General features: G+C 68.6%; 22 protein-coding genes and 1 riboswitch. Of the genes, 20 read left to right on the forward strand and 2 right to left on the reverse strand.

Annotated features, from left to right (window positions below):
- Positions 1–54 precede the first annotated feature (54 nt).
- From cydP to HU825_RS10660, 7 genes are all read left to right on the forward strand, one after another.
- Positions 55–234 (forward strand): cytochrome oxidase putative small subunit CydP, encoded by a 180-nt coding sequence (gene cydP / locus HU825_RS10630; RefSeq protein ID WP_003286939.1) that lies wholly within the window; start codon positions 55–57, stop codon positions 232–234.
- The gene (locus HU825_RS10635; protein ID WP_234301997.1) at positions 231–1,814 is read left to right on the forward strand and encodes a cytochrome ubiquinol oxidase subunit I; all 1,584 of its coding nucleotides are present in this window, start codon (positions 231–233) and stop codon (positions 1,812–1,814) included. Before cydP ends, HU825_RS10635 begins: the two co-directional genes overlap by 4 nt.
- A gap of 10 nt (positions 1,815–1,824) precedes the next feature.
- The gene (gene cydB, locus HU825_RS10640; protein ID WP_234301998.1) at positions 1,825–2,967 is read left to right on the forward strand and encodes a cytochrome d ubiquinol oxidase subunit II; all 1,143 of its coding nucleotides are present in this window, start codon (positions 1,825–1,827) and stop codon (positions 2,965–2,967) included.
- 47 nt (positions 2,968–3,014) lie between these two features.
- Positions 3,015–3,119 (forward strand): cytochrome bd-I oxidase subunit CydX, encoded by a 105-nt coding sequence (cydX, locus tag HU825_RS10645; protein ID WP_003292563.1) that lies wholly within the window; start codon positions 3,015–3,017, stop codon positions 3,117–3,119.
- The gene (locus HU825_RS10650) at positions 3,116–3,412 is read left to right on the forward strand and encodes a cyd operon YbgE family protein (protein WP_008568189.1); all 297 of its coding nucleotides are present in this window, start codon (positions 3,116–3,118) and stop codon (positions 3,410–3,412) included. The genes cydX and HU825_RS10650 overlap by 4 nt, the downstream gene beginning before the upstream one ends.
- A gap of 224 nt (positions 3,413–3,636) precedes the next feature.
- Positions 3,637–4,263 (forward strand): C40 family peptidase, encoded by a 627-nt coding sequence (locus HU825_RS10655; protein ID WP_043296382.1) that lies wholly within the window; start codon positions 3,637–3,639, stop codon positions 4,261–4,263.
- A 79-nt stretch (positions 4,264–4,342) separates the two neighbouring features.
- Positions 4,343–4,858, forward strand: a complete 516-nt coding sequence (locus tag HU825_RS10660) for a C40 family peptidase (RefSeq protein ID WP_043296011.1) — start codon at positions 4,343–4,345, stop codon at positions 4,856–4,858.
- Positions 4,859–4,864: 6 nt separating this feature from the next.
- Here HU825_RS10660 and HU825_RS10665 read toward each other — a convergent pair whose 3' ends face one another.
- Complete coding sequence (locus HU825_RS10665; protein WP_054093750.1) at positions 4,865–5,668, reverse strand: metallophosphoesterase family protein; 804 nt, start codon at positions 5,666–5,668, stop codon at positions 4,865–4,867.
- A gap of 150 nt (positions 5,669–5,818) precedes the next feature.
- A riboswitch (cobalamin riboswitch) is annotated at positions 5,819–6,032 on the forward strand.
- A gap of 117 nt (positions 6,033–6,149) precedes the next feature.
- Between HU825_RS10665 and btuB the strand changes: the two genes are divergently transcribed.
- The 12 genes from btuB to HU825_RS10725 all read left to right on the forward strand — a co-directional run bounded on the left by btuB (position 6,150) and on the right by HU825_RS10725 (position 17,523).
- The gene (btuB, locus tag HU825_RS10670; protein ID WP_234301999.1) at positions 6,150–8,012 is read left to right on the forward strand and encodes a TonB-dependent vitamin B12 receptor; all 1,863 of its coding nucleotides are present in this window, start codon (positions 6,150–6,152) and stop codon (positions 8,010–8,012) included.
- A 22-nt stretch (positions 8,013–8,034) separates the two neighbouring features.
- Positions 8,035–8,610, forward strand: a complete 576-nt coding sequence (locus HU825_RS10675) for a hypothetical protein (RefSeq protein WP_043296014.1) — start codon at positions 8,035–8,037, stop codon at positions 8,608–8,610.
- Positions 8,610–9,212 carry a cob(I)yrinic acid a,c-diamide adenosyltransferase gene (gene cobO, locus HU825_RS10680; RefSeq protein ID WP_008568182.1) on the forward strand — a complete coding sequence of 201 codons (603 nt, stop codon included), beginning with the start codon at positions 8,610–8,612 and terminating at the stop codon, positions 9,210–9,212. The genes HU825_RS10675 and cobO overlap by 1 nt, the downstream gene beginning before the upstream one ends.
- Before the next feature lie 139 nt (positions 9,213–9,351).
- Positions 9,352–10,644 (forward strand): cobyrinic acid a,c-diamide synthase CobB, encoded by a 1,293-nt coding sequence (locus tag HU825_RS10685; RefSeq protein ID WP_234302000.1) that lies wholly within the window; start codon positions 9,352–9,354, stop codon positions 10,642–10,644.
- Positions 10,641–11,291, forward strand: a complete 651-nt coding sequence (gene bluB / locus HU825_RS10690) for a 5,6-dimethylbenzimidazole synthase (RefSeq protein WP_043296016.1) — start codon at positions 10,641–10,643, stop codon at positions 11,289–11,291. The genes HU825_RS10685 and bluB overlap by 4 nt, the downstream gene beginning before the upstream one ends.
- Entirely contained in the window at positions 11,288–12,199 is a 912-nt protein-coding gene (gene cbiB / locus HU825_RS10695) for an adenosylcobinamide-phosphate synthase CbiB (RefSeq protein ID WP_234302001.1), read from the forward strand. Before bluB ends, cbiB begins: the two co-directional genes overlap by 4 nt.
- On the forward strand, positions 12,192–13,175 hold the full coding sequence (gene cobD, locus HU825_RS10700; RefSeq protein WP_054093755.1) for a threonine-phosphate decarboxylase CobD: 984 nt from the start codon (positions 12,192–12,194) through the stop codon (positions 13,173–13,175). Before cbiB ends, cobD begins: the two co-directional genes overlap by 8 nt.
- Positions 13,172–14,644 carry a cobyric acid synthase gene (locus tag HU825_RS10705; protein WP_234302002.1) on the forward strand — a complete coding sequence of 491 codons (1,473 nt, stop codon included), beginning with the start codon at positions 13,172–13,174 and terminating at the stop codon, positions 14,642–14,644. The genes cobD and HU825_RS10705 overlap by 4 nt, the downstream gene beginning before the upstream one ends.
- Positions 14,632–15,150, forward strand: a complete 519-nt coding sequence (gene cobU, locus HU825_RS10710) for a bifunctional adenosylcobinamide kinase/adenosylcobinamide-phosphate guanylyltransferase (protein ID WP_156716398.1) — start codon at positions 14,632–14,634, stop codon at positions 15,148–15,150. Before HU825_RS10705 ends, cobU begins: the two co-directional genes overlap by 13 nt.
- On the forward strand, positions 15,150–16,199 hold the full coding sequence (gene cobT / locus HU825_RS10715) for a nicotinate-nucleotide--dimethylbenzimidazole phosphoribosyltransferase (protein WP_431978431.1): 1,050 nt from the start codon (positions 15,150–15,152) through the stop codon (positions 16,197–16,199). The genes cobU and cobT overlap by 1 nt, the downstream gene beginning before the upstream one ends.
- Positions 16,196–16,774, forward strand: a complete 579-nt coding sequence (gene cobC / locus HU825_RS10720; RefSeq protein WP_234302003.1) for an alpha-ribazole phosphatase family protein — start codon at positions 16,196–16,198, stop codon at positions 16,772–16,774. The genes cobT and cobC overlap by 4 nt, the downstream gene beginning before the upstream one ends.
- Positions 16,775–16,791: 17 nt before the next feature.
- Entirely contained in the window at positions 16,792–17,523 is a 732-nt protein-coding gene (locus HU825_RS10725; RefSeq protein WP_234302004.1) for an adenosylcobinamide-GDP ribazoletransferase, read from the forward strand.
- On the opposite strand, the gene HU825_RS10730 is transcribed toward HU825_RS10725, so the two are convergent.
- Positions 17,520–18,452 carry a LysR family transcriptional regulator gene (locus HU825_RS10730; RefSeq protein WP_156716402.1) on the reverse strand — a complete coding sequence of 311 codons (933 nt, stop codon included), beginning with the start codon at positions 18,450–18,452 and terminating at the stop codon, positions 17,520–17,522. The genes HU825_RS10725 and HU825_RS10730 overlap by 4 nt on opposite strands.
- Before the next feature lie 134 nt (positions 18,453–18,586).
- On the opposite strand from HU825_RS10730, the gene HU825_RS10735 reads away from it, so the two are divergent.
- A complete protein-coding gene (locus tag HU825_RS10735; protein WP_156716403.1) occupies positions 18,587–18,982 on the forward strand; it encodes a RidA family protein in 396 nt (131 codons plus the stop codon).
- Position 18,983 lies beyond the last annotated feature (1 nt).

The raw sequence follows: 18,983 nt of genomic DNA on the forward strand, positions 1-18,983 counted from the left end.
TATGCCGCTGCCCGCCGTCATCGAGACAGTCGGCGCATAAGCAGGGAGGAATGCATGTTCAAGTCATCGCTACGGCGAGACATCGTGCTGGTGCTGCTGGTCAAGATCGCGATCCTCATAAGCATAAAAAACATCTGGTTCGATGCTCCCAGCATTCCCGAGAACGGTTCGGCGCGGGTCGCCGAGCATTTGCTTGATAAGCGGGATGCCAATCCCGAGGGAGGGCCGAGATGATCTCGGAAAGCGTTGTAGATCTGTCACGCCTGCAATTCGCCATGACGGCGATGTATCACTTTCTCTTCGTGCCGCTGACCCTGGGGCTGGCGTTCCTGCTGGCGATCATGGAGTCGGTCTATGTGATGACCGGCAAGCAGGTCTACCAGGACATGGTCAAGTTCTGGGGCAAGCTGTTCGGCATCAACTTCGCCCTGGGCGTCACCACCGGGCTGACCATGGAGTTTCAGTTCGGCACCAACTGGGCCTACTACAGCCACTATGTCGGTGACATCTTCGGCGCGCCGCTGGCCATCGAAGGGCTGATGGCGTTCTTCCTCGAATCCACCTTCATCGGCCTGTTCTTCTTCGGCTGGGATCGGCTCACCAAGGTGCAGCACCTCGCCGTGACCTGGCTGGTGGCGCTGGGCTCGAACCTCTCGGCGCTGTGGATTCTGATCGCCAACGGCTGGATGCAGAACCCGGTCGGCTCGGAATTTAACTTCCAAACCATGCGCATGGAGCTGGTGGACTTCGGCGCGCTGCTGTTCAACCCGGTGGCGCAGGTCAAGTTCGTCCATACCGTATCGGCCGGCTATGTCACCGGGGCGATCTTTGTGCTGGCAATCTCCTCCTTCTACCTGCTGAAGAAGCGTGACCTCGGCTTCGCCCGCCGCTCGTTCGCCATCGCCGCGGTGTTCGGCCTGGCGTCGACGATCTCGGTGATCATCCTCGGCGACGAGTCCGGCTACGAGATCGGCGATGTGCAGAAGACCAAGCTCGCGGCCATCGAGGCCGAATGGGAAACCCATCCGGCGCCGGCGGGCTTCACCCTCTTCGGCCTGCCGGACCAAGAGGCGCAGCGCACCGACTACGCGGTGAAGATTCCCTACGTGCTGGGGCTGATCGCCACCCGCTCGGTGGACGAGCAGGTCAAGGGCATCAAGGACCTGATCGCCGAGCATGAACTGCGCATCCGCAACGGCATGCTCGCCTACGCGCGGCTGCAGGTGCTGCGCGGCGGCGACACCTCGGAGCAGGCCAAGGCCGCCTTCGACGCGGTCAAGGACGATCTGGGCTACGGCCTGCTGCTGAAGAAGTACACGCCCGACGTGGTGGATGCCAGCGACGAGCAGATCAGGCTGGCCGCACTGGACACCATTCCCGATGTGTTCAGCCTGTTCTGGACGTTCCGCGTGATGGTCGCCTCGGGCTTCCTGATGCTGCTGCTGTTCGCCCTGGCAAGCTGGGCATCGATCAAGCGCAACGCCGAGCGCAAGCCGTGGCTGCTGAAATTCGCGCTGTTCAGCCTGCCGCTGCCGTGGATCGCGGCGCAGACCGGCTGGTACGTCGCCGAGCATGGCCGTCAGCCCTGGTCGATCGCCGAAGTACTGCCGACCCACCTGTCCACCTCGACGCTGGCGGCGGGGGATATCTGGGGTTCGCTGATCGCGCTGGTAGCGTTCTACAGCCTGCTGCTGGTGGTGGAGATGTTCCTGATGATCCGCTTCGCGCGGCTCGGCCCGAGCAGCCTGCACACCGGCCGTTATCACTTTGAGCAGGGCGCGGCCGCAGCGGCTCACGTCCCGTCGCACGCCTGAGGAAACCACCATGTTCGATTACGAAGTACTCAAGCTGGTCTGGTGGGTGCTGATCGGCGTGCTGCTGATCGGCTTCGCTCTCACCGATGGCTTCGATATGGGCGCCATGGCGCTGATGCCCTTCGTCGGCAAGACCGACCACGAGCGGCGCGCGGCGATCAACACCATCGCGCCGCACTGGGATGGCAACCAGGTGTGGTTCATCACCGCCGGCGGCGCGCTATTCGCCGCCTGGCCGATGGTCTATGCGGTGGCATTCTCCGGGTTGTACTGGGCGATGCTGCTGGTGCTGTTCGCACTGTTCTGCCGGCCGGTGGGCTTCGACTACCGCAGCAAGGTCGAGGATCCACGCTGGCGCAGTGCCTGGGACTGGGCGCTGTTCGTCGGCGGCGCGGTGCCGGCGCTGGTGTTCGGTGTGGCGTTCGGCAACCTGTTCCTCGGCCTGCCGTTCCAGCTCGACGAGCTGATGCGCTCCAGCTACCACGGCTCGTTCTTCGCGCTACTCAATCCCTTCGCGCTGCTGTGCGGCATCGTCAGTCTGAGCATGCTTTGCGCGCATGGCGGGGCCTGGCTGATGCTGCGCACCGATGGCGCGCTGGGCGAGCGTTCGCGCCAGGCGACGCGCCTGTGCGCGCTGGTGTTCCTGCTCGGCTTCGTCGCCGCCGGAGTTTGGCTGGCGCTGGGCATCCAGGGCTTCACCCAGGTGTCGATCACCGATCCCGGCGCGGCGCTCAATCCGCTGCTGCACAAGCAGGTGGCGCAGGACAATGCCGGCTGGCTGGGCAACTACGGTCGCTATCCGATCACGCTGATCGCGCCGCTGGCCGGCATCCTCGGGGCGCTGCTGGCGCTGTTCGGTGCGAGCCGCAACAGTGGCGGGCTGAGCTTCCTCGGCACCAGCCTGATGATCGTCGGAGCCATCTGCACCGCGGGCTTCGCGCTGTTTCCCTTCGTCTTTCCGTCGAGCCTGGATCCGGCATCGAGCCTGACCATGTGGGACGCCGTGTCGAGCCGCAAGACGCTGGGCATCATGTTTGTCGTGGCCTGCATCTTCGTGCCGCTGATCCTTTGCTACACGCTGTGGAGCTATATCCGCATGTGGGGCCGGATCAATCAGAAGACGATCGAAGCGAACCCTCACGGCCTGTACTGAACATGCGCGAGCGGGCCGTCGCGCCCGCTTCGCCTGGGAGAATGACGATGTGGTACTTCACCTGGATTCTCGGTGTGCTGCTGGCGTGCAGCTTCGGCATCATCAATGCGCTCTGGCTGGAAGCCACGCAGGACCTGGACGCCGAACCGTGACCAACGTAGGCGCCGGACGGCTTTACGGGACGGCCAGTCGCACGCTGTCGCTGCTGCTGGCCGCGCCGCTGGCGCTGGTGCTGTTGATTCACCCGGCCGCGATGCTGGACGGGCAGGGCGGTTATAGCCATCCGCAGCTGATGCTGGTGATGTGGGGCGTCAGCGCCGGTTTCGTGCATGGGGTCGGTTTCGTGCCGCGCCTGTGGCTGTGGCGCTGGCTGCTGGGGCCGCTGGTCGGCTGGCCGTTGCTGGCGCTGGGGTATTCCATTCTGCTGGCGCCCGCTCTGGGCTGAGCCTCGGATACGGGCTTGCAAAGCTCCGCTGCCATGCATCCGCGGCGCTTGCAACGGCGGAAAACGGCGCGTTTTCCAACGGCGGGCGGCCGGTCTCTCGGCGAGGGGCGGTCAGACGTTTTGCCGCAGCGGATTCGTCACATTTCGGTCAATTGAATTTGCGCATCGAGGTGATTGAAGGCATAGTCGCCGGCACTTTCAATTTCCCCGACACGGTCGTGCCCATGCGCAAACGCTTCGCACCCCTCGTGCCCCTCGCACTCATCGCCCTGCTGACGGCCTGCGCCGGTCAGCAGACCCAGCCGGACACCGCGTACACCTCTGCCCCGAGCGGCCAGGTTTTCGATCAGACTGCCATCGACTTCGACACCGCCGAAGCGGGCGAGCAGGAGCTGCGCGAATTCTCCGACGACACCGCCTACCAGCTGCCGCAACTGGCCGACAGCATCCTCGAGCGCGGTTTCACCCTGGTTGGCACGCCGTATCGTTATGGCGGCAATTCGGCGAAGACCGGCTTCGATTGCAGCGGCTTCGTCGGTTTCCTGTTCCGCAAGGAAGCCGGACTCGAGCTGCCGCGTTCGACTCGCGAACTGATCAACCTCGACGCGCCAGTGGTCAAGCGCAGCGAGCTGGAGCCGGGCGACGTGGTGTTCTTCAACAACCGGGGCCGCGGCCGCGTCACCCACGCGGGCATCTACATCGGCGACGACCGCTTCATCCATTCCTCCAGCAGCCGCAGCGGCGGCGTGCGGGTCGACAGCCTGGACGACAAGTACTGGCGGGCCAGCTACATGGAGGCCAAACGGGTATTGGCACTCGCGCCGGCGGAACACACCACCGCACATAACTGATCGACCGACCTTGCCGCGGGGTTGCGCAACGCCCCGCGTGCCGGCAGAGTGACACTTCGACCGCCAGGATCGCTCTGCCATGCCCTTTCCGGCTCGCCTCTCACTGCTTGTCCTGACCGCGCTGCTGACTGCCTGCGCCGGTCGTACGCCCACTCCCGAAATCACCGCGCCGTCCCAAGCTGCCTCGCCGATGGCCGAGGATGTGCTGTTCAGTGCACTCGGGTTGGTGGGTACGCCTTATCGCTACGGCGGCAACACACCCGATAGCGGCTTCGATTGCAGCGGCCTGATCGGCTACGTCTACCGTGGCGCGGCGGGCGTGGCGCTGCCGCGAACCACCGTGGAGATGAGCCGCATGCGCTCGGCCAATGTAGGGCGTGACGCGCTGCAGGCCGGCGATCTGCTGTTCTTCGCCACCGATGGCGGGCGCCGCGTCAGCCATGCCGCTATCTACGTCGGCGAAGGGCGCTTCGTCCATGCGCCGTCGTCCGGCGGTACGGTCCGCCTCGACAGCCTGGGCAATCGCTACTGGGCCAAGACGTATCTCGGTGCCAAGCGCGTTCTCGAGGATGAGCGACTGGCGCGCAATCCGTGACAGGGCTCACCAGCCAAGGGTGAAGTGCGAAGCGGGTACGAAGCGCCCGTCGGAAAAATCCCAGCGTTCGACGCAGACCCCTTTCTCGGCTCCCGACTGCAGCTTCAGCCGGTTCAGCGAGTTCGGCGAGGTGCCGCGCAGGCGCGTCGACAGCGTGGTGCCGGCCTGCACCATCCAGATTTCCCGGGCCAGGTCCGGATACTGCCGCGACAGCGGTAGCACGTAGGGCAGGTGGATGTGCCCGCCCATTACCAGATCCAGCCCGTGTTCGGCCCAGCATTGCAGCGCGGGTGTGGCGCCGTGCTGCAGATTGCGCAGATCGCTCTCCACCATCGCGCCGAACGGCTGATGCGCCACCACGATGCGCAGCTTGGCCGGGTCGCTGGCGGCCAGCCGTCGCGCCACGGCGTCCACCTGACGCGGGGTGACGCGACCGTCCTTGTGCCGCCGCGGATGAGTGGTGTTCAGCCCGATTACCAGCATCCGCTCGTTCTCGAACACCGGCTCCAGCTGCTCGCCGAAGTAGCGGCGGTAATTGCCGTAGGGGCTGAACAGGCGCGCCGCGAGGTTGTACAGCGGGATGTCGTGATTGCCCGGAATCACCAGGCTGCGGCCCACGCCATCGGCCTCCAGCCGCCGCACCATGGCCTGCGCCGCGGCGAACTGGGCGCGGCGTGCGCGCTGGGTGATGTCGCCGGAGAACACCAGCAGATCGGCGCGATGCTCGCGGACATGCTGTTCGAGGGCCTCGACTACCGCGGGCTGTTCGGTGCCGAAGTGGGTGTCGGAGATCTGCACGATGCTGGTCATGGGGCGCTGTCGTCGGTCCTGGCGAAGGGGGCATTGTGGCATTCGAAGCCGTTCGCCGTCCGCCGTTCCGGGCCGGTGCGTCCAAACTGCAAGCGGAGTTTGCCGCTGACTGCGACATGTTCGCGATTGCGTCCCTTCCGGCCTTGGACTAACCTGCGCGTCGCTTCAGGTGCCCCCTGACTTGGTCAGGAGGTGAAACAGGGAAGCCGGTCCAGTCGCAATGACGATTCCGGCGCTGCCCCCGCAACGGTAGGCGAGTCGAGAAACCGCAACGGCCACTGTGCTCACGCACGGGAAGGCGCGGTTTCGGGATGCCAGGCATCCGCTCGCAAGCCCGGAGACCGGCCTGTCGCATTTCACTGACAGTGCGGCGGGCGCTGAGCGGGTGCGTACCTTCGGGTGCCCCCTTCCTGCGGGTTCTGCCGTCTGTCTCCAGCGACTTTTGGTCGTGCGGGTGGGCACGACGGAGAACCCTGATCCAATGCGCAACTCCCTTTCCCTGGCGGCCGTCCTGCTGGGCGTGCCTTCCGTTGCTCTGGCCCACGAGGGCGCCCTGTTGCTCGGCCAGCAGGTGATCACCGCCAGCCGGACCGGCGCTTCGCCGGTTGCCATCGCTGCGAGCAGCGTCATCACCCGCGAGCAGATCGAGCGTCAGCAGGCCGGCAGCGTGCCGGAGCTGCTGCAGCGCCTGGCCGGCGTCAGCGTCACCAGCAATGGCGGCCGTGGCAAGAGCACTTCGGTGTCCATTCGTGGCACCAGCGACAAGCACGTGCTGGTGCTGATCGACGGTATCCGCGTCGGCTCGGCGACGTCTGGCAGTGCCGCGCTGCAAAGCATCCCGGTCGAGCAGATCGAGCGCATCGAGATCGTCCGCGGACCGCGATCCAGCCTGTACGGCTCGGAGGCGATGGGCGGGGTGATCCAGATCTTCACCCGTCGCGGCGGCGACGCCGGTCTCAAACCGTACTTCTCGGCGGGTGCCGGTTCGCGTTCGAGCTACAGTGGCTCGGCCGGGCTATCCGGCGGTCAGGGCAACGGCTGGTTCAACCTCGGCGTGGCCGGCGAATCCACCGACGGCATCAACGCGCGGGCCTATCGGCCCAGCGCACCGAATGCCTACGAGCCGGACGCCGACGGCTACCGCGAATTGTCCGCACAGCTGCGCGCCGGTTATCGCTTCGACAATGGCCTGGAACTCGACGGCAGCTGGCTGCAGAGCGAGAACCACGGCGACTTCGATACCCGGTCGACGCGCGGCACCAGCGGTCGCGATGCCTACAGCGACGGCTCCCTGCAGGCGCTCAGCGGCCGCGCGCGGTTCGCGCCGCTGGCCTTCTGGGACGTCACCCTGCAGGCCGGTCACAGCGAGGACCTGAGCGACAACTTTCAGGATGGCGCCTTCTACTCGCGCTTCGACACCCGCCGCGACAGTCTCAGCTGGCAGAACGATTTCCATGTCGGCGAGGCGCAGGTGCTGAGCCTCGGCATGGACTACCAGCAGGACCGCATCGACAGCAGCGACGACTACGCCCGGGACAGCCGCTACAACCGCGGCTACTTCGTGCAGTATCAGGCTGCCTTCGGCCGTCATGGTGTGCAGGCGGGCCTGCGCCGCGACAAGGACGAGTTCTTCGGCTCCCACGATACCGGCAGCCTCGGCTACAGCTTCGAGCTGAGCGAGGCGCTGACGCTGACTGCCGCCTACGGCACTGCCTACCGCGCGCCGACCTTCAACGATCTGTACTACCCGGCCAGCGCCTTCACCGCCGGCAACCCGGACGTCAAGCCGGAGGAGTCGCAAAGCTACGAGCTGGGCATCCGCGGCAGTCATGGCTGGGGCGAGTGGAGCGTCAACGCCTACGAAAACCAGATCGACGATCTGATCGTCTGGGCCGGCACCAGCCCCATGCGCCCGGAGAACGTCGACGTGGCGCGCATCCGCGGCATCGAGACCAGCGTCGCCACAGTGCTGGCCGGCTGGGACGTAGCCGCCAACCTGACCGTCATGGACCCGCAGGACCGCAGCAAGGCCAATCACGGCCACCTGCTGCAGCGCCGCGCCAAGCGCCAGTTCAATCTCGACGTGGATCGCCAGTTCGGCGCCATCGGCCTGGGCGCCTCGCTGTATGCGTCCAGCGAGCGCTTCGACAAGGCCGGCAACGCCGAGGACACGCGCATGCCCGGCTACGCCCTGATGGACCTGCGCAGCGAGTACCGCATCGACGATGCCTGGCGCCTGCAGGTCAAGCTGGCGAACCTGTTCGACCGCGACTACGAAACCACCCAGACCTACGAACAGCCCGGCCGCGCGGTGTACTTCACCGTCCGCTACCAGGCGATCTGAACCCCCACCCGAGGAGCACCGCATGCACGTCCTTTCCACCCGCGCTCAACTGGCAATCGGCGTCGCGCTGATCCTGCTGCTGGCCATGACCCGCGGCCAGCACTTCGCCAGCGTCGAGAACCTGCCCAGCGCCAGCTGGTCGATCTTCTTCCTCGCCGGCTTCTACTTGCGCCCACGCGCGATGTTCGCGCTGCTGTTTGCCGAAGCCTCCGTGCTGGACTTCGCCTCCCTGGCCAGCGGCACCATCAGCGACTGGTGCCTGTCGCCCGCGTACTGGGCGCTGGTGCCGGCCTACGGCAGCCTGTGGCTGGCCGGGCGGCTGTTCGCCGGCTGGCAGCGCGGCGACCTGCGCAGCCTCGCGCTACTGGTGCCGACGCTGGTGGCGGCGGCCTTCGTCGCCTACCTGCTCTCTGGCGGCGGCTTCTACTTCTTCTCCGGGCGCTACCCCGAGCCGACGCTGGCCGGCTTCCTGCCGCGCATCGCCGAGTACGTGCCGCGGCATCTGGGCAATCTGGCGTTCTACGTCGGCACCGCGCTGGTGCTGCACGTCGGCATCGTCTCGGCGCTGCGCCTGAACCGTCTACGGCAGGCGCACTGATGGACGCCCGCGACGAGCGGCACCGCGCGCGCATGCAGCGCAAGAAGGCGGTGGTGGACGAGAAGATCGCCCAGGCGCAGGACGAGTACGGCCTGCTGTTGGTGCACAGCGGCAACGGCAAGGGCAAGAGCAGCTCGGCCTTCGGCATGGTCGCCCGCGCGCTGGGTCACGGCATGCAGGTCGGCATCGTGCAGTTCATCAAGGGCGCGGCCAGCACCGGCGAGGAGGCGTTCTTCCGCCGTTTCCCCGAGGAGGTGCGCTACCACGTGATGGGCGAGGGCTTCACCTGGGAAACCCAGGATCGCCAGCGCGATATCGCCAAGGCGCAGCAAGCCTGGACCGTCGCGCGCGAGCTGCTGGACGACGAACGCATCGGCCTGGTGGTGCTCGATGAGCTGAACATCGCGCTGAAGTACGGCTATCTGGAGCTGGACAGCGTGCTCGCCGACATCGCCGCGCGGCCGCTGTTGCAGCACGTGGTGGTGACCGGGCGCGGCGCGCTGCCGGGGATGATCGAGGCCGCCGACACGGTGACCGAGATGAACCTGGTCAAGCACGCGTTCAAGGCCGGGGTGAAGGCGCAGAAGGGCGTGGAGTTCTGATGCCGGCGCTCAAGACCTTCACGGAGCGCGTTTTCGGTGGCTGGGTGAAGCGTCATCCACCCTACGTCAGGCCCCGGAACTGTAGCGTGGATGTCGCTCTTTACATCCACCGTGACTCAACCCGCCCCGTGAGGCTGCGATGAATAGCAGAAATTGTCCGGCCCTGCTGATCGCCGCGCCGGCCTCCGGTCAGGGCAAGACCACCGTCACCGCCGCCCTGGCACGCCTGCACGCGCAGGCCGGGCGGCGCGTGCGGGTGTTCAAGTGCGGGCCGGATTTTCTCGACCCGATGATCCTCGCGCGCGCCAGCGGCCAGCCGGTGTACCAACTCGATCTGTGGATGGTCGGCGAGGAGCAGTCGCGGCGCCTGCTGTGGGAGGCGGCGGGCGAGGCCGACCTGATCCTTATCGAAGGCGTGATGGGGCTGTTCGACGGCGCACCCTCGGCCGCCGACCTGGCGCGGCGCTTCGGCGTGCCGGTGCTGGCGGTGATCGACGGCTCGGCGATGGCACAGACCTTCGGCGCGCTGGCGCACGGGCTGGCGAGCTTCCAGGCGGACCTGCCGTTCGCCGGCGTGCTGGCCAACCGTGTCGGCAGTGCGCGGCACGGCGAAATCCTGCGCGACAGCCTGCCGGCGCCGCTGCGCTGGTACGGCGCGCTGCCGCGCAGCGCCGAGGTGGAGCTGCCGAGCCGCCATCTGGGGCTGGTCCAGGCCGAGGAACTGGCCGATCTGGATACCCGCCTGGATGCCGCCGCCGAGGCGCTGGCGCAGAGCGCGGATACCGAACTGCCGCCGTCGGTGACCTTCGCCGCGCCGCGGGTGGCGCCGGTCGAGCCGCTGCTGACCGGCGTGCGCATCGGCGTGGCGCGCGATGCCGCCTTCGCCTTTCTCTACCAGGCCAACCTCGACCTGTTGCGTGCGCTGGGCGCCGAGCTGCTGTTCTTCTCGCCGTTGCGCTTCACCCGTCTGCCGGCCGTCGACAGCCTCTATCTGCCGGGCGGCTATCCGGAATTGCACCTGCGCGGCCTCTCGCGCAACCGGCCGATGGCCGAGGCGATCCGTGCACACCACGCCGCCGGCAAGCCGATCCTCGCCGAGTGCGGCGGCATGCTCTACCTGCTCGACGGGCTGACCGACAGCACCGGGGTGCGCGAGCCGATGCTCGGCCTGCTGCCTGGCGAAGCGCGGATGCGTTCGCGCCTGACCGCCCTGGCCCTGCAGGAAGTGGCCCTGCCGGAAGGCCGTCTGCGCGGGCACACCTTCCACCATTCGGAGCTGGAATCGCCGCTCGAACCCCTGGCGCGCGGCGAGTGCCCGAACTACCGGCGGACCGCCGAAGCCGTCTATCGGCAGGGGCGGCTGACGGCGTCCTACATCCACTTCCATATGCCGTCCGATCCCGTGGCGGCCGCGGCCCTGTTGCGACCATGAACGAACACGCCTTCACCGACGAACAGCGCGCCGGCGTCTACCGCGCCATCGCCGAGCGCCGCGACATGCGCCATTTCAGCGGCGGCGAGGTGGCGCCCGAATTGCTGGCCAAGCTGCTGCAGGCCGCGCACCGCGCGCCCAGTGTCGGCCTGATGCAGCCCTGGCGCTTCGTGCGCATCACCTCGACCGGGCTGCGCGCCCGCATCGCGGCGCTGGTCGAGGCCGAGCGCCAGTGCACCGCCGAGGCGCTGGGCGAGCGTTCCGCCGAGTTTCTGCGGCTCAAGGTCGAAGGCATCCATGACTGCGCCGAGCTGCTGGTGGCGGCGCTGATGGAGGGGCGCGAGGCGCACGTGTTCGGTCGGCGCACCCTGCCGGAGATGGACCTCGCCTCGCTGGCCTGTGCGATCCAGAATCTCTGGCTTGCCGCGCGCGCCGAAGGGCTGGGCCTGGGCTGGGTATCGCTGTTCGATCCGCAGGCACTGGCCGAGCTGCTCGGCATGCCGGCCGGCGCCAAGCCGATGGCGATTCTCTGCCTGGGCCCGGTGCACGCCTTCTATCCGGCGCCGATGCTGGAGCTGGAAGGCTGGACTCAGGGCCGGCCGCTGGAAGAGCTGCTCTATCAGGACCGCTGGGGCGAGCAGCCATGAGCCTGGCGTTGAGCTGCCTGGCCGGCATCGCGCTCGATGCGCTGCTCGGCGAGCCCAAGCGGGCGCACCCGCTGGTGGCTTTCGGTCGTCTGGCCGATCTGCTGGAGCGACGCTTCAACGGCCCTGAAGGACGCGGCTGGCGCAGCCACGGCGTGACCGCCTGGTGCCTGGCGGTGCTGCCGCTGACGGCACTGGCCTGGCTGCTCGCGCGGTTGCCGGGCGTCGGCTGGCTGGTGGAGGTTGTCCTGCTCTACCTCGCCCTCGGTCTGCGTAGCCTCGGTGCCCATGCGCTGCCGGTGGCACGCGCGTTGTGGCGCAACGATCTGCGGGAGGCGCGGCGCTGCGTCGGGCACATCGTCAGCCGCGACACCACCGCACTGGATGTGCCCGGCGTGTCCCGCGCGGCCACCGAGTCGGTGCTGGAGAACGGCAGCGACGCGGTGTTCGCCGCGCTGTTCTGGTTCACCGTCGCCGGCGCGCCGGGCGTGGTGCTCTATCGGCTGAGCAACACGCTGGATGCCATGTGGGGCTATCGCACCACACGCTTCGAGCGCTTCGGCTGGGCGGCGGCGCGGATCGACGATGTCCTCAACTATCTGCCGGCGCGCCTCACCGCGCTGACCTACGCACTGCTCGGCCGCACCGGTCGCGCGCTGCACTGCTGGCGCACCCAGGCGCCGCTGTGGGACAGCCCCAACGCCGGCCCGGTGATGGCCGCCGGTGCCGGTGCGCTGGGCGTGAAGCTGGGCGGGCCGGCGTTCTACCACGGCGAGCACCACGCGCGCCCGCTGCTCGGCCAGGGCAGGGCACCGGGCGCGCGTGATATCGAGCGTGCGCTGGATCTGGTCTGGGCCGGCGTCGGCGTCTGGCTGCTGGCACTGCTGCTCGGAGCCTGGCTGCATGCTTGAGCACGGCGGACGCCTGCGCGCGGCGGCGCGCCAGTACGGCATCGACCCGGCCGACTGGCTCGACCTTTCCACTGGCGTGGCGCCCTACACGCCGCCCCTGCCAGACATTCCCGTCAGCGCCTGGGCGCGCCTGCCGGAGGCCGACGACGACCTGCCAGGCGTGGCGCGTGACTACTACGGCAGCGCCGAACTGCTGCCGGTGGCCGGCTCGCAGGCGGCGATCCAGGCCTTGCCGCGCCTGCGACGGCGGGCGCGGGTCGGTGTCGTTGCCCCCTGTTACGCCGAACACGCCGCCGCCTGGCAGCGCGAGGGCCACGCGCTGGTGGAGCTGAGCGAAGCCGCTGTGCCGCGCGCGCTTGAGCAGCTCGACGTGCTGGTGGTGATCAATCCGAATAACCCCAGCGGCCGGCTGTTCGATGCGGCGCAGCTGCTGCACTGGCACGCCAGCCTGGCCGCGCGCGGCGGCTGGCTGGTGGTCGACGAGGCGTTCATGGACTGCACGCCGCAGCACAGCCTGGCCGGATACGCCGGACGCAGCGGGCTGATCGTGCTGCGTTCGGTCGGCAAGTTCTTCGGCCTGGCCGGCGCGCGGCTGGGCTTCGTGCTGGCCGAGCGCGCGCTGCTTGCGGCCCTCGACGAGCTGCTCGGACCCTGGTCGGTCGGCGGCCCGACGCGCCTGCTCGGCACCGCGCTGCTCGCCGCTGGTGACGCCCAGCACCGCCAGCGTCAGCGCCTGCAGGCCGATGGCCAGCGGCTTGCCAGGCTGCTTTGCCAGCATGCGCTGGCGCCGCTGGGCGGCTGTGCGCTGTTCCAGTGGTGCGTCGATCCACGGGCGGCCTGGCTGCACGAACAACTGGCCCGCCGCGGCATTCTGGTCCGCCTGTTCGCGCAGCCCGAAAGCCTGCGCTTCGGCCTGCCGCCCGATGAAGCCGGTTGGCAACGTCTCGAAACCGCCTTGAGGACGCTATCTCCATGACCACGCTGATGGTGCAGGGCACCACCTCCGATGCCGGCAAGAGCACCCTGGTGACCGCGCTGTGCCGCTGGCTGGCCCGCCAGGGCGTCGCGGTGGCGCCGTTCAAGCCGCAGAACATGGCGCTCAACAGCGCGGTCACTGCGGACGGCGGCGAGATCGGCCGTGCCCAGGCCGTACAGGCTCAGGCCGCCAATCTGGCACCGCATACCGACATGAATCCGGTGCTGCTCAAGCCCAACAGCGACATCGGCGCCCAGGTGATCATCCACGGCCGCGCGCTCGCCAGCATGGATGCCGTCGCCTATCACGACTACAAGCGTGTCGCCATGCAGGCGGTGCTCGACTCGCATCGGCGGTTGTCCGCGGCCTACCGGGTGGTGATGGTCGAGGGCGCCGGCTCGCCCGCGGAGATCAACCTGCGCGCCGGCGACATCGCCAACATGGGCTTCGCCGAGGCGGTGGACTGCCCGGTGATCCTCATCGCCGATATCGACCGCGGTGGAGTGTTCGCCCATCTGGTCGGCACCCTGGAGCTGCTGTCGGCTTCAGAGCAGGCGCGGGTGCGCGGCTTCGTCATCAACCGTTTTCGCGGCGATATCGCCCTGCTGCAACCGGGGCTCGACTGGCTGGAGCAGCGCACCGGCAAGCCGGTGCTGGGCGTGCTGCCGTACCTGACCGACTTCCATCTGGAGGCCGAGGACGCCATCGATACGCGCCAGGCCGGCAAGGCTGCGGCGACGCTGAAGGTGGTGGTGCCGGTGCTGCCGCGCATCAGCAACCATACCGATTTCGACCCGCTGCGCCTGCACCCGCAGGTCGATCTGCAGTTCGTCGGTCCCGGTCAGCCGATTCCGCCGGCGGACCTGCTGATCCTGCCCGGCTCGAAAAGCGTGCGCGCCGACCTTGCGTTTCTGCGTGCCAATGGCTGGGAGACGGCGATCCGCCGGCACCTGCGTTACGGCGGCCGGCTGCTGGGTATCTGCGGCGGGCTGCAGATGCTCGGCAGGCGTATCGCCGATCCGCTCGGTCTGGAAGGTGCGCCGGGCGAAAGCGCCGGGCTGGGCCTGCTGGATTTCACCACCGAGCTCGCCGCCGAAAAGCAGCTGCACAACGTACAGGGGCGGCTGATGCTGGAGGGCGCGGCCGTCAGCGGCTACGAGATTCATGCCGGCGTCAGCACGGGGCCGGCGCTCGAGCGCGCCGCGGTCGAGCTGGACGATGGCCGCCGCGATGGCGCGCTCAGCGCCGACGGGCAGGTGCTCGGCACCTACCTGCACGGCCTGTTCGAAGGCCCGGCTGCCAGCGCCGCACTGCTGCGCTGGGCCGGTCTGGGCACGGTGGAACCGGTCGATTACCACGCGCTGCGCGAGCGCGAGATCGAGCGTCTGGCCGATCTGGTCGAGGTCCATCTGGACACCGTACGGCTACGCGAACTCTGCGGGCTGAGAGGTCGGGCATGCTCGAACTGATCCTCGGTGGTGCGCGCTCCGGCAAGAGCCGGCTGGCCGAGCGGCTGGCTGCCGACAGCGATCTGGCGGTGACCTACATCGCCACCAGCCAGGCGCTGGACGGCGAGATGGCCGCGCGCATCGTCCACCATCGTCAGCGCCGCCCGGCGCACTGGGCGCTGGTCGAGGAGCCGCTGCAGCTGGCCCGGGTGTTGCGCGAGCAGGCCGGCGCACAGCGCTGCCTGTTGGTCGACTGCCTGACCCTGTGGCTGACCAATCTGCTGATGCTGGAGGAGCCGGCGCGCCTCGCCGCGGAGCGCGATGCGCTCCTCGAATGCCTGGGCGAACTGCCGGGGCGGGTCATCCTGGTCAGCAACGAAACCGGGCTTGGCGTGGTGCCACTGGGCGAGCTGACCCGGCGTTATGTGGACGAAGCCGGCTGGCTGCATCAGGCCGTGGCCGAACGGGCGGAGCGGGTGACCTTCATGGTCGCCGGCTTGCCGATGATTCTCAAAGGAGCGCAGTGATGGAAGAGTGGTGGAAGGGAACATGCCAGCCGCTGGACGCGGTGATGCGCGAGCGCGCGCTGGCGCGACAGGATCAGCTGACCAAACCGCGTGGTGCGCTCGGCCGGCTGGAGGCGCTGGCGGTGCAGCTGGCGGCGCTGCAGGGGTGTGAGCGGCCGCAGGTCGAACGCGTGCATGTCAGCGTGTTCGCCGGTGACCACGGTGTGGTCGAGGAGGGCGTTTCGGCCTTTCCGCAGGCGGTGACCGGGCAGATGCTGCGCAACTTCGTCGGTGGCGGCGCGGCACTTGCGGTGCTGGCGCGGCGGCTGGGTTCGGTGCTGGAAGTGATCGACCTGGGCACCGTCGAGCCGCTGCAGCTGGCCGGTGTCAGTCATTTGCGTCTGGGGCCGGGCACCGCCAACTTCACCCGCGAGGCGGCGATGAGCGACCAGCAGTTGCAGCAGGCGCTCGGCGCCGGCCGCGACACGGCGCGCCGCGCGGCAGCCGGCGCGGCGCAGCTGTTCATCGGCGGCGAGATGGGCATCGGCAACACCACCTGCGCCAGCGCGCTGGCCGCGGCGCTGCTGCCGCATTCGCCACTGACCCTGGTCGGGCCGGGCACCGGCCTGGATGGCGACGGCGTGCGGCGCAAGTTGGCGGCGGTGCAGACCGCGCTGCGACTGCACGCCGGGCATTGCGTCGAACCGCTGGAAACGCTGCGCCGGCTCGGCGGTTTCGAAGTGGCGGCGCTGGCCGGCGCCTACCTGGGCTGCGCGCAGCAGGGCATCCCCGTGCTGGTGGACGGTTTCATCTGCAGCGCCGCGGCCCTGTGCGCGGTGCGGCTGAACCCGACCTGCCGGCCGTGGCTGCTGTTCGCCCATCGCTCCGCCGAGCCGGGCCATCTGGCGGTGCTGCAGGCGCTCGAAGCCGAACCGTTGCTGGACCTCGGCCTGCGTCTGGGCGAGGGCAGCGGTGCGGCGCTGGCGGTGCCGCTGCTGCAGCAGGCCTGCGCGCTGCACAACGAGATGGCCACCTTCGCCGAGGCGGCGGTGGCGGAAGGGGCCGTGTGAGCCTGCGCATCGATCTGCTGCGCCACGGCGAGACCGAGCGCGGTGGCGGCTTTCGCGGCAGCCTCGACGACGCGCTGACGGCGCGCGGCTGGCAGCAGATGCACGCCGCGCTGCATGACGCGGGCCCGTGGGATGCCCTGATCAGCTCGCCGCTGCAACGCTGCGCCGCGTTTGCCGGCCAGCTCGCCGCGCAGCGTGCACTGCCGCTGCGGCTGGAGCCGGACCTGCGCGAGCTGCATTTCGGCGACTGGGAAGGCCGCAGCGCCGCCGAGCTGATGCAGACCGATGCCGAGGCGCTGGGGCGCTTCTGGGCCGATCCCTTCAGGTTCACGCCGCCGGCGGGCGAGCCGCTGGTGGACTTCCGGCACCGTGTGTTCGCCGCCGTGGCGCGATTGCAACGCGAGTATGCGGGGCAACGGCTGCTGCTGATCGGCCATGCCGGCGTGATGCGCTTGCTGCTGGCACGGGCGCGCGGCCTGCCGTGCGAGCGTCTGCTCGAGGTCAGCGTCGCGCATGGCGAACTGCTGCCGCTGAGTTTGCCTTGGCCGATGGACAGCGCCTGGCCCAACCCCTGAACCTGCCTGGAATGCCCATGCTGCCGTTGCTCATCGCCGTGCAATTTCTCACCAGCCTGCCGATCCGCCTGCCGGTCATGCCGACCGCGCAGCAGCAGGGGCGCTCGCTGCTGCACTACCCGAGCGTGGGCCTGCTGCTCGGCGCATTGCTGTGGCTGGCCGCGGTGCTGCTGGGCGGTACACCGCCGGTGCTGCAGGCCGCCCTCGTGCTGACGCTCTGGGTCGCGCTGAGCGGCGCGCTGCACCTCGACGGTCTGGCCGACAGTGCCGACGCCTGGCTCGGCGGTTTCGGCGACCGCGAACGCACCCTGGCAATCATGAAGGACCCGCGCAGCGGCCCGGTGGCCGTGGTGGTGCTGGTGCTGCTGCTGTTGCTGAAGTTCGTCGCGTTGCTGGTGCTGTTGCAGGCGCATCAGCTCGTGGCGCTGCTGCTGGCGCCGCTGCTCGGGCGCACGGCGCTGCTGGCGCTGTTCCTCTCGACGGCCTATGTGCGGCCGAACGGTCTCGGCCACGCACTGGCGACGAACCTGCCGCGTGAGCGCGCGCGCGGCGTGCTGGCGGTGGTGGTTATCGGTTGCCTGCCGTTCGGCGTTGGCGGGCTGCTCGCCCTGGCGTGCGCTGCGGTGACTTTCCTGCTGGCGCGCCGCGCCATGTGTCGTCGTCTGGGCGGCACCACGGGCGATACTGCCGGCGCGCTGCTGGAACTGGTGGAATGTGCCGTGCTGCTGGGGCTGGCGCTGCAGGTCTAGCCTCGTCCTGGTGCCCGCTCGATCACCGGCGCATGTTGCGCCATCAGCGCGACGATCCAGTCGATGAACACCCGCAGCTTCGCGCTGACGTGGCGGTTCGGCGCAAAGGCCAGGTACAGCGGCATCGGCTCGAGTTGCCAGTCCTCGAACAGGCGCACCAGCTCACCGTTCGCCAGGTGCTGGTCGGCCATGTAGTCGGGCAGCCAGAACACGCCCATTCCGGCCAGCCCGGCGGCGAGGTAGGCGTTGCCGTCATCCACTGCGAGCACGTAGCGGCCCTGCACCTGGACCCGCTCGCCCTGGCGCTGCATGGCATACGGCGTGGGCTTGCCGGTGCGCGCCCAGAGAAAACCGACGATCCGGTGGTGGGTGTTTTCCAGTTCGCCGGGGTGCGTTGGCGTGCCGGCGCGCTGCAGGTAGCCAGGCGCGGCATACACGGCCAGGCGCAGGTCGCCGACGTGGCGGGCGATCAGCGATTGATCGCTCAGCTCGCCGCCGCGCACCACGCAGTCGACGTTCTCGTCGATCAGGTCGACCCGCCGGTCGCTGACGCCCATGTCCAGCTGGATGTCCGGATAACGTGCGTGGAAGGCCGGCAGCGCCGGGATCAGGATCAGGCGTGCCAGCGGGCTGGGCACGTCCACGCGCAGGCGTCCCCTGGGTACGGTGGCTGCGCCGGACAAGCTGGTCTCGACATCATCCAGCTCGGCCAACAGACGCACCACGCGCTCGTAGTAGGCGGCGCCGTCGGCGGTGACGTTGACCTTGCGTGTGGTGCGGTTGAGCAGGCGGACCCGCAGCCGCGCCTCCAGCTGTTGAATCATCTGGGTGACGCTGGTCTTGCCGATCTGCAGCGTTTCGGCCGCCTTGGTGAAGCTGCCGGTTTCCACCACGCGAGCGAAGGCCTGCATTGCATCGAAACGGTCCATCTGCGCTCCGCTGATTGTTTGGTTTTCACGAACAGTCTTGGCCGGGCTCGCGAGTTTATCCAGCCGGGCGGCAACCCTACAGTGGCTGCGTATTCATCGACGGGTCGGCAGCGACCCCACAAAAGGAGAGAAGCATGGCCCGTGACGTTGTTTTTCCGCCGGCGCGCCAGGCCCTGTACGAGCGCAACCGCTATTCCCCGGCGATCCGCGCCAATGGCTTGCTGTTCGTTTCCGGGCAGGTCGGCAGTCGCGAGGACGGTTCGCCGGAGCCGGAGCTGGAGGCACAGGTCCGACGCGCGTTCGACAACCTCAACGCGATTCTCGACGCCGCAGGCTGCACCTTCGCGGATGTGGTCGACGTGACGGTTTTCATGGTCGATCCGCCGGCGATCTTCGAGCGCGTCTGGCAGATCGTGGCGCAGTATTGGGGCGCGGCGCCGCATCCGACGCTGACGGCCGTCGGGGTGACTTGGCTCTACGGCTTCCAGTTCGAGATCAAGATCATCGCCCAACTGCCAGAGGCGGTCTGAG

The sequence above is a fragment of the Pseudomonas phenolilytica genome, from assembly GCF_021432765.1.
Lineage (GTDB): Bacteria > Pseudomonadota > Gammaproteobacteria > Pseudomonadales > Pseudomonadaceae > Stutzerimonas > Stutzerimonas phenolilytica.